Consider the following 13085-nt stretch of genomic DNA (forward strand, 5'->3'; position numbering starts at 1 on the left):
ATCAGAGCAAGCAGGAAGGCCTTAGCCCTTCGCAGCAGAACAAAACTTACTCGGCAGGCTGCAGCCCCGGCTCGCGCTGCACCGGCCGCTCCTTGATCGGCAGATTGATCAGGGCGGAGGCGAGGCCCAGTACGACGGAGAGCCACCAGACCGCGCTGTAATTGCCGTTGATCTCGTAGAGCAGACCACCGAGCCACACGCCGAGGAAGCCGCCGACCTGATGCGAGAAGAAGGCGAAGCCGTAGAGCATGGCCATGTAGCGGGTGCCGAACATCAGCATCACGAGGGAGGATGTGGGCGGCACGGTGGAGAGCCACAGAAGGCCGATGGAGATGCCGAACAGGATCGAGGTGACAGGCGTCGCCGGGACCAGGATGAAGGCGGCAATCGCCACCGAGCGACCAAGATAGATCCAGGCGAGCAGCCAGCGCTTCGACATGCGGGTGGAGAGCCAGCCCGAACCCAGCGACCCGACCGCATTGGCAAGGCCGATGACCGCGAGGGTCCATCCGCCGACGGCGGCCGAGAGCCCCGCATCCTTGAGATAGGCTGGAAGGTGCACGGTGATGAAAGCGAGCTGGAAGCCGCAGGTGAAGAAGCCAAGCACGAGCAGCACATAGGAGCGGTGCTGGAACGCCTCGGTCAGGGCCTGACGAATCGATTGACTCGGCACGGACGCTCCGGCCTGGGCGGCGTCGGTCGGCCGTGTGGCGAGCGCGAGAGCAAGCGGCATGACGAGGAGCACGCTCGCGGCGAAGACCAGCAGGGCCTGATGCCAGCCGAAGGAATCGATCAGCACGTTGCCGATGGGCGGGAACAGGAACTGGCCGAAGGAGCCTGCCGCCGTGCCGGCGCCGAAGGCCATGGGACGCCACTTCTCCGGCAGCAGCTTGCCGAAGGCGCCGAGCACCAGATTGAACGAGCAACCGGAGAGACCGAAGCCGATGAGCACCCCGGCGCCGATATGCAGCATCCCGGGCGTGGTCGCATAGGCCATCACGACGAGGCCGAGGGCATAGAGCAGCGCGCCGGTGCAGAGCACCCGGAAGGCTCCGAACCGATCCGCCACGGCGCCCGCGAAAGGCTGGCCCAGGCCCCAGAGCAGGTTCTGAATCGCGATGGCAAAGCCGAAGGTATCCCGCCCCCAGCCATATTCCGTGATCATGGGCAGCTGGAACAGCCCGGAGGACGCTCGCGGCCCGAAGGTGATCAGGGCGATCAGGCAGCCGCAGACGACAATGAGTTCCGGCGAAACACGGGATCGAGCGGGAGAAGTAGACATGCTCAAGGGCCCTCAAGGGGAAACAAGGGCGCGCAGACTAACCTAAGTCCACCATCAGCAACATTGAAAGTTTGTAGCCTTTGGTATGACGCTTTGTGATGGGTGCGGGTGCTCCCGTACCATCGTTTCTCTTATACGGATTGCTTGTCGCTAGCGCATCGTGCGGAAAAGTGGACCCGGTTTTCCGCACCGAACGATGCGCTCTTCAAAGAGTGGAGCATCGGATTGGATCCCAAAAGTGGACCCACTTTTGGGTCCGATGCTCTAGATCACGAAGAAGTCGTTCGAGGTCATCTTGAGGTTCTTCGGCAGCATGGCGATTTTCACCTGCGCGGCTGCGCCACTGCCGTCCGGATCGTAAGAGAGCACGCCCTTCTTGCTGTCGTAGACGATCCGATCCTCTCGGTCCTGCGCCTTCGACGCTTGAACGAACATGTCGGCCTTGAAGGTCTTCCGCCCGGACGAGCCGTCGGAGCCCAGTTCAGTAAAGATATTGTTCTCGAGCCGGATCGAATCGTCAGCCGAATTGAAGTCGTAGATCCGGTCGACATTCGTATGCTTGCCGATCGTGGTGTCGAAGACGAAGATGTCCCGCCCCGCACCGCCATAGAGCTTGTCGTTGCCTGCACCTCCGCGAAGGATGTCATTGCCGGCATGTCCGAGGAGCGTGTCGGCGCCGCCATCGCCGCTCAGCACATTCGCGGCGGAATTGCCCTGAAGCTTGTCGGCACGGCGTCCGCCGATGGCATTCTCGATCACAACGCCGTTCGCAATCGTATAGCCGCCGGCAACGCCTTTCTCCCGCGAGACGAAGCCGCCCGCATGGGGATCATCCGACCGCAGGGTCGCGGCACGAAGATCGATAGTGACCCCAACGGACGCCCGCACTGCGGTGATCGTATCCTGCCCGCCCGCATCCCAGAGGCAAGACCATCCTTGTAGGTCGACGTTCAGGTTCCAAGTCGGCAGCGTATAGACATCGCTCCCCTGCCCCGTTTTCATGTTCTTTCCATAGAGCGCCTGCAACGCGGCGATATCGAAGGCTCCCAGTCTGGCCTGATTGCCATAGGTCAGGTCGTATCCTGCCTCATCCCATCCGGTGTTGTAGGACATGATCGTCCAGATACCCTGGTTCAAACCGTATGCCCCGGTTGAAAAGGGATCCTCGACACCCGGAAAAGTCGTTGCGTCCTCGCGTGCCCCACCATCGTGCGGATGGGCCAGGCCCACGCCATGGCCCAACTCGTGCAGTATGGTGTAGAGACCGTCGCCGCCAAAATACAGGCTGCCCCACGAGGGAGTTTCAGGGTTGAAGTATCCCCAGATCTGGTCGTTAAACGGGACTTCGTGGATGCCGAGGACGTTATTGTCCAAAGCGCTCTTCCACCAGACCATATCCGCCTCCACGGCGGACCTGGCGCGCTCGAATTTCAGCCCGCAGACGCTCTCGTAAACCCGGGTCGCATAATCGAAGATATACTTCTCCAGATCGCTCCAATTCTGAACCGATGCGCCACTCGTCAGAATTTCGCTGGGGCCGTGAACGGCGCCGGCGACAGCAAAATCCTCGCTTTGGCCGAACCAGACTTTGATCGGCCTGCCCGCGACATCCCAGGCCATGCCTCCCCAAACGAGGGAATCCACAAAGCCATTGCCATAGCCGGAGCCCGGAACTGAACCTCGGATACTCGCCACAATCCCCTCGCCCAACACGCCGCGCCAGAACGTTGCCGTACTATATTACACGCTTCAAGTATCTCAGCGCACATGCAGACATTGAAACGAGGTCCTCACAGTATCCAAGATAATCCCACTACCAACGCATCGTGCGGAACCAAAGAACCGCACCAAACGATGCGCCGATCAAGGGATTGAGCATCGGACGTGGAAGCGCAAGGCATCTTCCTCGACGATTCACCGTCGATAGATAGCCGCTAATCCTCGCGGAAAGCGCGATTGAAGCTGTCCATCACGGGGCGCAGCATGTAGCCGGCTGCGGTGAACTTGCCGGTCTTGATCAGGACCTCGACCGGCATGCCTGCCATCACCTCGATCCCCGGCAGCGAAGACAGCGAATCCTCGCTCAGCCGGATGCGCGCAGTGTAATAGGTACGCTCGGTGGTCTTGTCTGTCAGGCGATCGGCCGAGACATAGGTGAGCGTACCCTCAACCGGCGGAACACGGCGGTGCTTATAGGGCATGAGCCGCACCTGGGCCGGCAGCCCGGGATGGACGACATCGATATCGTCGGGCCTCACCTGGGCGGTCACGATGAGGCGGTCGTGCTTCGGCACGAGATCGAGCAGCGGCTGGCCTTCCGCCACCACACCGCCCGGCGTCCGGATCCTGAGATCGGTGACGACACCGTCCTCGGGCGCACGCACCTGAGTGCGAGCAAGGACATCGTCAGCGGCCTCCGAGCGTTCATGGAGCTGGAAGACGAGCGCCTGGACCTCGCGGAGGCTCTGGGCGATCTCCGCCTCCCGATCGCTGCGCAGCTTGAGGATCTGAGCATTGACTTCGCCGACGCCCTGCTCGGCCCGGGCCATCTCCTCCCTTGCCTGACCTCTCCTTCCTTCGATCTCAGCCTGTTCTCGCTCAAGAGCCAACTTGCGCGGCTGAGCAATGACGCCCCTGGCGACGAGCGGTGCAATGGATTCCATCTCCCTCCTGATGATCTCGGCCCGTTTATCGGCAGCATCGACTTGATAGCGCAGGCCGAACATCTGGCGTGAGATCTGCTGCTGCCGCTGCACCAGTACGACGAATTGCGATTGGTACAGCTGCCGGCGGCTATTGAAGATGCGCTGCTGGCCGGACAGCATCTCGGCGAGAGCAGCGTCCTCTTGCGCCGCTTGGCGCAATCGGAGCGGGAATAGGACCGTATCATGCCCATCACGTTCAGCCAGCAACCGCGCCTCGCGGGCCTGCGCCTCGCGGAGCTGACCCTGAAGCGCCTGCGCGGTCGCCCGGGCTCTTGTGTCGTCGAGCTGAATCAGCGGCTGGCCGATCGTCACGGCATCGCCATCCTTCACCAGGATCTTGGCAACGATTCCGCCTTCCAGATGCTGCACCGTCTTGCGGCTGGTCTCGGCCTCGACCGAGCCTACCGCGATGGCAGCGCTTTCCAGCGGCGCCGTGACCGACCAAATTCCAAAGCCTCCGATGAATACGGCCACAAGCCCAAAGGCGATTGCCATCAGCCAGCGGATCCGCTGGAACGGTGTCGGCGGCGGTGGGGGCAGGACATCGGAAAGGTCGATGACGGGAGATGTCCTGGCCATCACGCAGCTCCCTTATCGGCCTGCTGGCCCGATGCGGTGATCATCGGCCCCTCGTTGACCTTTGGCATGCGCGTGTCCGGCTTCGCCTTCGCCTGCACGACCCTGATCGCCGTGCGGCCCTGTGCGATCCTCTCGGCGATTTCGCGGCGCTCGCCATAGGCATTGACCATGCCGTTGTCGAGCACGAGGACGCTGTCGGCGACAGACAGGATGCCGAGGCGTTGAGCGATGACGATGATCGTCGCACCACGGGATTTCATCTCGTCGATGGCCCGACGCAGCGCTTCCTCGCCTTCGGGATCGAGGCTGGCATTCGGCTCGTCGAGAACGATCAGGCGTGGATCGCCGAAGAATGCGCGCGCGAGCCCGAGCTTCTGGCGCTGGCCGCCGGAGAGCCGCGTCCCTCCTTCACCGATATTGGTGTCGTAGCCCCTCGGCAGCCGCATGACGATATCGTGGAGATCCACGAGCCGGGCGGCCGCGATCACATCCGCTGAACTCGCCTCGGACAGACGGGAGATATTCTCCGCGACGGTGCCGGCGAAGAGCTCGACGTCCTGCGGCAGGTAGCCGAAGTAACGGTGACCGCCGGAGGCCATCCACACGCCGACATCGGCCCCGTCGAGACGCACATGCCCCGTAGTCGGCGGCACCGTTCCGGCGATCAGGCGGCCGAGTGTCGATTTTCCGGCACCCGAGGGACCGACGACGCCGAGCACCTTGCCGGCGCAGACCATCATCGAGAGCCGGCGCACGATGGGCTCGGTCGATCCGGGCGGCACATAGGTGAGCTGCTCGACTTCGAGAAGACCGCTGGGCGGGGGCAACTCCATGCCTTTCACCGGCGGCGGAGCGGCCTGCATGATGCGCCGGATGCGGTCATAGGCGAGCCGCACATTGGTGACGGCCTTCCAGGTGCCGATCGCGCCCTCGACGGGGCCGAGCGAGCGACCAAGCAGGATCGAAGCGGCGAAAATCGCAGCCGGGCTGACATCGTGCCGGATCACGAGGAACGAGGCTGCCGCCATCACCAGAACCTGGGCGAGGAAACGGACGAAGCGGGCCAGCGCCTGGATTGCCGAGGCGCGCGCTCCGGCGGTCAACTGCGCCTCCTTGGCGTGCGCCTGCTCGTCGGACAGGATGCGCGCCACGCCGGGCAGCATGCCCATGGCGGTGATCGCCTCTACATTGCGCATCAGCGACTCGAAACGATGCTGGCTCTCGGATGAGGCCGCAGCGGCGCGCGCGAAGGGAGCCCGCGTCACGGTCTCGTTGATCCAGGCGAAGCCGAACAGAATGAGCGAGGCCACGATGCCGATAGCGCCCAGCAACGGATGCACCAGGGTCATGGCGAGCAGGAAGATGGGCGTCCACGGCAGATCGAAGAGAGCCGTGCAGGCAGAGCCGCCAAAGAACTGGCGCATGGTGCCGAGATCGCGCCATGCCTGTGCCGCTCCGGCAGGATCGGCTCGCAAAGCCGCCTGCACCGCGGCGGTCAGCACGGGAGCCTGCAGGCGCTCTTCGAGCCAGGCTCCGACGCGGGCAAGCATCTCGCGCCGCAGGGCCTCGATGACCGCGTGGAGCGCGAGCGCGAAGATGACGATGATGGTCAGCATGAAGAGCGTGTCGAGGCTCTGGCTCGACAGCACATGATCGTAGACCTGCAGCAAGTAGAGCGGCATGGTCAGGGCAAGCAGATTGACGAAGAAGCTCAAGCCCGCGACGAGGGCGAGAGAGTAACGACAGAGCCGGAAGGCATGCTCCACCTCGGTCTGGTGGCGAACCTTCATCCAGTTCATGGCCATACGCGGTCTCCAGACGCGTCAGTCGGGATCGGACAGGCGCTCGCACGACAGGAGCAGGTTTATGCGAGCGCCGATCCGGGGCCGCGAGAGTGTCACGGTCCCGGATTGTGACTCCCTGGGCTCAGACTCCGAAGCCGAAATCGAAGTCGCCGAACTCGAAGGTGAGCGACAGGTTGGCATCCTGTGCGGCCTCCATGAGTTGGTCGACATCGACCGTTACAGCCTGGTCCTGCGTGGACGTGGCGTCGGAGTCGTTGTGCTGGTCGAAGGCGAAGTCGCCGATATCCTGACTGGATGTGGCGGTTCCGCCACCGCCCTGCTCGGTGTTGGACATGGCATTGCCGCTCGCCGCGGAGTCGATGCTCGACATGGCATCGTTGTCAGCCTGCGAGCTGGCACTGCCGCTGGCTGTGCCACCATTGGCGGCGGCATTGCCACCGGATGCAGAGCCGCCGGACGTGTTGCCGCCGGTGGTGTCGCCGCCCGTCGCGGCACCGGAGGTAGAGTTGCCGCCCGTCGTGTTGCCGACCGCGCCTGTCCCGGCTGCACCAGCGCCACCGGTGCCAGCGCCGCCAGTGCCATCACCACCATCGGCGGAGCCAGTCGTAGCGCTCCCCGAAGTGCCCGGGCCGCCTGTGCCGTTGCCAGAGGTGCCGTCACCACTGGTCGCGGTGCCGCTGCCGCCTGCGCCACCAGCTCCGCCCGTGCCGGATCCGCCAGTGCCGGACCCGCCCGTGCCATCGCCGCCAGTACCGTCGCCGCCGGTGCCCCACTTGCCGTCACCGCCCTCGCCGTAACCGCCTTTACCGTTGCCGCCGTCGCCATCTCCACCCTCGGCGTAGCCACCGTCGCCACCATCACCGCCGTCGGCATCGGCGTAGCCCGTCTTGACCCAGCCGGAATATCCGTCGCCGCCTCTGCCATCGCCGGTGTCAGCGTCGCCGGAATAGGTGTCGCCCGCGGTGCCGTCTCCGCCCGTCGCGCCGCCTCCTGCGCCGCCGGTCCCTGCCGCAGAGCCCCCCGTCGTATCACCAGAGGTCGAATCTCCGCTGTCGGTCCAGCCGCCGAAGGTGCCGCCACCTGTGGCGGCTCCACCCGTCGGGCTGCCTGCGGTCGCGGTACCGCCATTGGCATCGTTATCGGTGGAGGCGCTCGAGTCGCCACCGGACGACACGGTCGAGCTGACAGTCGAGTCATTGTCCGTATCCACGTCCGTCCAGGCGCGATTGTTGGCGCTGGCATCGTTGTAAGCGAGTTGGGTCGGGCTGTACTTGACCGCCCCAAAGTTGTCGTTGTCCTGATCGATGTCGGATTTCTGTTCGGTCTTCGTATTGATGTTCTGATCCTGCCATTGATCCAGACTGTTCTTCAGCTCGACGTCGAGATCAAAGTCGAACCCGAATCCGCTCAGGAGTTCTGATAGGTCTGCCATTCTCGAGTCTCCTCAATTGATCACAGCCGTCCCGCGGAGTTTCGAGACGGTTTGGCACAGCTTCCCGCATGCACGAAGCGAGAGGAAGTTGCCGATTTGCATGCCGCAGAATGGGTGAGGTGTCGGTTCGGGTCGCCCGATCAGGCGATGGGCGCACATCGACAGGTGTTGCATTGCTTGTCGCATCAGCCAAACAGGTATGTCTGTTAATGCGGTAACCCTTAAGAGCGATATGCGCTGCGAACCCTCTAACCTGATGATAGTCATCCAAGAACGTCGTTATCTAGCCTCTCAAGACTAGGAAAATGAGTCTTACCTCAAAGTAGCATCGCGCCTCACGGCACCTGATCGATCTGAATGTAAACTTATGCAGTTAGAGAATGGGATAGCTTCCTTATCATGGGTTGGGGGCAATTGTGACAATCAGCCTATCGAGAGTGCCCTTCAGAATCACTGAAATGACGCTTCGGAAGTAATAGTCCCGACGAGTGCTTCAAGGCATGGATTGTGTTGAAGCCAAGCTTAGCGATTGAATTGTCAGAAATCAGCATGAAAATCGGTTAAAATAAGCGCCTGTTTATTGTAGAATAGCCAACGCGTATCATTTGCGCATTCGACCTCAACTGCCAAGTTACGCTGTGTGGCAGGTCGATGGCGGAATAGCGCTGGCGCTAGTGCTTATCCGGTCTTTGTGTTCGATTGTTGCGTGAGATTAATCGCTTTAAGAAGCGCAAAAATTCTTGGGAACCCATTCAGCGAGATTCGCCTCACATGATGGAGGGTTGTGATGCATTTTTCGTACACAGCGCCTGATGGTGACCCGAATGGTATGATTCAGGAGGCCCTCGTTATCATCGATGACGAACCATTCTCGCGGGAATGCCTTGTCCACGCGATACGCAGCGCATCCCCTCACACGCCAGTCATGGGGTTTTCAACTGTTGCCGAGTTCTCCCACGCCGACGGGATAGCGGTTGGACTCGTGCTGTTGAGGACTCAGTCGCATTCACTTTCGGGAAGTCATCTCACGAATGAAGCCAGAAGCATCCTTCAGCGCTATCCGGATGTTCCGATCGTCATTCTCACCATGTGCGTGAGCAACGAGGACATCCGAGAGGCAATGGCCATGGGCGTGCGCGGCATCATCCCGATGAGCACCTCCTTCAAGGTCGCCATCGCGGCCCTTCAGCTCGTCATGGTAGGCGGTACTTATTTTCCGCGTTTCGTGAATGGAGACTTGCAATTCGTCAACGGGGTCAAGGATGCACGCGAGCTGATGCCGGAAGGATCCGATCCACTTGTCCTGTCTCATGACAATGAACGGCCCTATTTCGCAATCGTGGAGCAAACCGGGGATGTGCTGAAGACAGAGGCAAACGGAGCAACCGTGATCTTTACAGCGCGGGAGCTGGATGTCCTGGAAGCACTTCAGAAGGGATGGTCCAACAAATGGATCGCTCATTCCCTCAATATTTCCGAGAACACCATCAAGGTGCATATCCAGCGCATCATGCGCAAGCTGCACGCCACCAACAGGACGGAGGCGGTTTTTCGGCATCGTCAGCTCAATGGATTGAGTTAGGGTTCCTTAATCCATTCAGGTGTCGTCTGTTGGAATTAGGCCGGGATCGATCGAAGCCATGATGGTTACCTGCATCGATCGTCGGATGCGCCATGCTTGGCCAGGATAGGTCGACGCCGCCTGAATGGGTGACTGGTGCATCGTCGCATCCACGTCCTAAACTGATTGTTCCATGATGTTGGCGCAAGGTCGACGCTGATGCTGCCGCCCGACAGGGGAACACGCAATCTGCTCCCGATCCTGATCGACAAGGAGGACGAGATCGTTCAGGCGGCCGACGACGATGGCGGCCAAGTGCGTCCGATCCCGGATCCTGAGCTCCCGACCTCCCAATCCTCCAACCCAACGATCGGTCCCGCGCTTCCACAGACCGGCCAGATCCATCTGGACGCCAGCTCATCACCTCAAGCAAACTCCATACCGGCGGCACAGAACCCGGCTGCTCATGCTTCCTCATCCCCTGTCGATTTGAGCCGCGCAGATGCGATTGACGTCGAGCGCACGAACATCGAGATCGACGACGTTGGCAGCCGGTCGGACACATTCTCGGCCCACGGGTCCTCCTCGGGCACGTCCCATGCGACGGTGCTCATCCCCAACGGCCTCTCGCCTCACTCGACAGATGACGATGTGACGGACGAGGACCGGGACAACCCCGACCATGTTCCGGGCGACAGGGGCACGGACACTCCGACATCGGATCCGGTACCTGCCGCCGGAGCTCCGCCGGAAACGGTCACGCCATCGGGAACGCCGACTCCCGCAGGGATCCCGATCGCGGTTCCGGACGGCGACGACATCCACATCGTCCAGACTGCCTTCGTGGACCAGGATGCGGACGTGCTGCTCAATGGCTGGATGGGCGAAAGCAAGATCCGCGTCTTCATGGACAACGATGCCGAGATGGCTCAGGACGCCGACGTCCAGCTCGACATCGACGGGAACGAGCGCATGTTCCTGCGCCTCGATCAATCGATGCTGATCGACCAGGAGACCGAGATCGACCTCGATATCTATGAGGCCGAGGGCGTCCTCTATGTCGACCTCTATCTCAGGAACGAGGTCGATATCGTGCAGGATACGGAACTCGATCTGATGATGGACGGCTGGGATGGCAAGAGCCAATTCTTCGTCAACAACGATCTCGATGTCCGTCAGAATGTCGATGTGGACGTGGATATCGAGGACGAACTCGAGGAGAAGTTCGCGATCAAGGTGGCGATCGGCGTAAAGCAGGCCATCGATGCCGACCAGGATGCGGATATCGATATCAACTACACCGACGGCGGCTTCGGCGTCGATGTCGACGCCATCCAGACGGCGACGATCGATCAGGATACGACGCTCAGGATCGACTTTTCCGTTGTCTGAGACTGGAGCCTCCGCGCAATCGCATCAGAAGCTATTGTGCCTCAGCCATTTCCCATTCATTCCCGCAGGTGTCAGATGAACTTGCACTCTGCCTGTCAGGTCTGGCCGGGACGAAGCTTGTAGAAGATGTGCCGTCCGATCACATCCATCTTCTTCAAACGCCGCGCCCAGTAAGGTCTGACGTAGTCCGCGTGGTAGTGCGTGGCTCCGCCCACATCGGCGAGATAGGTCTTGCCCTCGAGCACCGCACTCGCGACGCTCTTGGCCCGTTCCCAGGACTCGGTATCGCGGATGCGCAGGGCCTTGCCTTCGCAGGCGAAGGTGAACTGGCAGGCGAGATGGCGATGCCTGTTCTGGTAGACCACGCCACAGATCGACGAGGGATAGAGCCCGCTCTTCACGCGGTTGAGCACCACTTGAGCCACCGCCGCCTGCCCTTCCACGGATTCGCTGCGGGCTTCGAAATAGACGGCCTCGGCCAGGCAGCGCTGCTCTTTGCCCAGGTTGCCCGGATCGATCAGGTCTGCGTAGCGCGGACGATCCGTGTCATCGCTCTTCGGCAAGATGGAGAGGTCACTATCAGCGCGGTCGAGGCGCGGCGATTGCAGGGAGACGGGAGCCGCCGCGATCTCGATGGGCGTCGCGTCGACCGGCGCCGGCGTCGTCGAGGACAGGGCGATGGCGCGCCTGACCATGGGAGTCGTCGGGCTTGCCGAGGCGCCGGTAGAACCTGCTGCAGCTGCCGCCGGGGACTGTACCGAGGTGGCCTGGCGGGTCGTGGTGAATTCGGGCGCCTGCCAGGGCTCGAAGACCTGCTCCGTCTCAGGCGCCTCGAGCTGCCCTTCCATGAGAACGGTCGGTGGCAGGAGCCGCTCGTCCTGGCCGTAGAGCAGCCGCGCGCTGCCGACCTCATTGAGCGTCGGACGCAACTGCCTGGCGCGGCGGGACAGCGTGGCATGCGGCGCCACCAGCGGATTGCCCTTCAGCGAACGGTCGACGACGGCATCGGGACCCGCATCGGCCTTCCGATCCGCCTTGAGGGGCGCGGAATCGGCCATTTCATCGGGCAGGTCGTAACGCGGCAGGGAGCGAAGGATGTCGCGGTCGATTCCGAGTTTTCCCTCCGCGACGGAGGCGCCGGTAGGTGGGATGAGCGCGGTATCGACGAGACGGGCGGTGGCGCTGCGCGGTGCGAAGCTCACGCCTGAATGCAGATCGTTGCTGGCCGAGGCCGTGAACGAGATCAGGAGGCCGGTCGCCAGCGCCCAGGGAGCCGTCGTGGCGCAGATCCATTTCACCCGAGATCGACGATACGGAAGACGCACGCGCAACACCCTGCAAAAACTCTTGAACATCACGGAGCATCCAGCAGGAGGGCTCCGATGTCTTAAAGTTATCGCGGGTTAAGGTTGATGGGTGGTTAAGGCAGGGCTCTCCTCACCCGGCTGCGGCAGCCTGACGCTTCTCGGCGAGACGCCGCAGCACGAGGCCCGTCTCCGGATCGGCCGGAAAGAAGGCCTCGATGGCGAGTTCCGACAGGGTCACGTCCACCGGCGTGCCGAAGATCGTGGTGGTGCTGAAGAGCGTCAACACGCCCTCCCCCATCATGATCTGCAGCGGCACGACGATGCCTGCGTAATCATGGCTTGTCCTCGGAGCCCGCGCCGCCGCATCGGGTGTTGGGTAGGCGCGCAGTTCCTCGATCAAAGCGGCCAGAACCGCATCGCCTGTCGCGTCCACCTGCTTGTGCAGGCGCTGCACCAGATGGCTGCGCCATTCGGTGAAGTTCACGATGCGCCGCGCAAGGCCCGCCGGATGGATGCTCAGGCGCAGCACATTGACCGGCGACTTCATGAGGGCCGGATCAACATCGCCGATCAGCGAGACGAGCGCATCGTTCGCGGACACCAGCGACCAGTGCCGGTCGACGGCGAGCGCGGGATAGGGGTCGTGACCTTTCAGCACGAGGTCCACGGCCTGGCGCATGCTTTCCAGCGCCGGATCGTCGAGGGAGCGCTGCGAATAGACCGGCGCGAAGCCCGCCGAGACCAGCATGATGTTGCGCTCGCGCAGCGGCATGTCGAGTTTCTCCGCCAGCAACAGCACCATCTCGCGGCTCGGCTGCGAGCGGCCGGTTTCGAGAAAGCTCAGGTGCCGCGTGGAGATCTCGGCTTCGAGTGCAAGATCCATTTGGCTGAGGCGGCGGCGCTGGCGCCATTCACGCAGGTAATCGCCTATATGGGGAACGGTGGTCACGGGTCGGGTGCTCGCTGTTGTCATGGGCGGACCATAGCGTGAGCGGCGCTCATCTTCCATGACCTCGGAGGTA

General features: G+C 62.3%; 9 protein-coding genes. 2 read left to right on the plus strand and 7 right to left on the minus strand.

What is annotated here, in order from left to right; genetic code table 11:
• Positions 1 to 46 precede the first annotated feature (46 nt).
• From ACS5Q1_RS06280 to ACS5Q1_RS06300, 5 genes are all read right to left on the minus strand, one after another.
• A complete protein-coding gene (locus ACS5Q1_RS06280; RefSeq protein ID WP_203440677.1) occupies positions 47 to 1282 on the minus strand; it encodes an MFS transporter in 1236 nt (411 codons plus the stop codon).
• Between the two features lie 264 nt (positions 1283 to 1546).
• Complete coding sequence (locus tag ACS5Q1_RS06285; protein ID WP_473097369.1) at positions 1547 to 2977, minus strand: M10 family metallopeptidase C-terminal domain-containing protein; 1431 nt, start codon at positions 2975 to 2977, stop codon at positions 1547 to 1549.
• Positions 2978 to 3216: 239 nt separating this feature from the next.
• The gene (locus tag ACS5Q1_RS06290) at positions 3217 to 4566 is read right to left on the minus strand and encodes an HlyD family type I secretion periplasmic adaptor subunit (protein WP_473097370.1); all 1350 of its coding nucleotides are present in this window, start codon (positions 4564 to 4566) and stop codon (positions 3217 to 3219) included.
• A complete protein-coding gene (locus ACS5Q1_RS06295; protein WP_473097371.1) occupies positions 4566 to 6371 on the minus strand; it encodes a type I secretion system permease/ATPase in 1806 nt (601 codons plus the stop codon). The genes ACS5Q1_RS06290 and ACS5Q1_RS06295 overlap by 1 nt, the downstream gene beginning before the upstream one ends.
• A 121-nt stretch (positions 6372 to 6492) precedes the next feature.
• On the minus strand, positions 6493 to 7803 hold the full coding sequence (locus ACS5Q1_RS06300; protein WP_473097372.1) for a hypothetical protein: 1311 nt from the start codon (positions 7801 to 7803) through the stop codon (positions 6493 to 6495).
• A gap of 787 nt (positions 7804 to 8590) precedes the next feature.
• Between ACS5Q1_RS06300 and ACS5Q1_RS06305 the strand changes: the two genes are divergently transcribed.
• Both ACS5Q1_RS06305 and ACS5Q1_RS06310 read left to right on the plus strand, forming a co-directional pair.
• Positions 8591 to 9385, plus strand: a complete 795-nt coding sequence (locus tag ACS5Q1_RS06305) for a response regulator transcription factor (protein WP_203440681.1) — start codon at positions 8591 to 8593, stop codon at positions 9383 to 9385.
• 198 nt (positions 9386 to 9583) lie between these two features.
• Positions 9584 to 10756, plus strand: a complete 1173-nt coding sequence (locus ACS5Q1_RS06310; RefSeq protein WP_473097373.1) for a hypothetical protein — start codon at positions 9584 to 9586, stop codon at positions 10754 to 10756.
• Positions 10757 to 10851: 95 nt separating this feature from the next.
• On the opposite strand, the gene ACS5Q1_RS06315 is transcribed toward ACS5Q1_RS06310, so the two are convergent.
• Together ACS5Q1_RS06315 and ACS5Q1_RS06320 are read right to left on the minus strand one after the other, a co-directional pair.
• Complete coding sequence (locus tag ACS5Q1_RS06315; protein ID WP_473097374.1) at positions 10852 to 12111, minus strand: cell wall hydrolase; 1260 nt, start codon at positions 12109 to 12111, stop codon at positions 10852 to 10854.
• Between the two features lie 82 nt (positions 12112 to 12193).
• On the minus strand, positions 12194 to 13036 hold the full coding sequence (locus ACS5Q1_RS06320) for a helix-turn-helix domain-containing protein (protein ID WP_473097375.1): 843 nt from the start codon (positions 13034 to 13036) through the stop codon (positions 12194 to 12196).
• Positions 13037 to 13085: the final 49 nt, after the last annotated feature.

The organism is Microvirga sp. GN3 (assembly GCF_055792825.1).

What these genes read in the sequence shown, in the direction of transcription:
- ACS5Q1_RS06280 (WP_203440677.1), bottom strand. Translation starts at nt 1,282, where the DNA reads ATGTCTACTTCTCCCGCTCGATCCCGTGTTTCGCCGGAACTCATTGTC.
- ACS5Q1_RS06290 (WP_473097370.1), bottom strand. Translation starts at nt 4,566, where the DNA reads ATGGCCAGGACATCTCCCGTCATCGACCTTTCCGATGTCCTGCCCCCA.
- ACS5Q1_RS06295 (WP_473097371.1), bottom strand. Translation starts at nt 6,371, where the DNA reads ATGGCCATGAACTGGATGAAGGTTCGCCACCAGACCGAGGTGGAGCAT.
- ACS5Q1_RS06300 (WP_473097372.1), bottom strand. Translation starts at nt 7,803, where the DNA reads ATGGCAGACCTATCAGAACTCCTGAGCGGATTCGGGTTCGACTTTGAT.
- ACS5Q1_RS06305 (WP_203440681.1), top strand. Translation starts at nt 8,591, where the DNA reads ATGCATTTTTCGTACACAGCGCCTGATGGTGACCCGAATGGTATGATT.
- ACS5Q1_RS06310 (WP_473097373.1), top strand. Translation starts at nt 9,584, where the DNA reads ATGCTGCCGCCCGACAGGGGAACACGCAATCTGCTCCCGATCCTGATC.
- ACS5Q1_RS06315 (WP_473097374.1), bottom strand. Translation starts at nt 12,111, where the DNA reads ATGTTCAAGAGTTTTTGCAGGGTGTTGCGCGTGCGTCTTCCGTATCGT.
- ACS5Q1_RS06320 (WP_473097375.1), bottom strand. Translation starts at nt 13,036, where the DNA reads ATGACAACAGCGAGCACCCGACCCGTGACCACCGTTCCCCATATAGGC.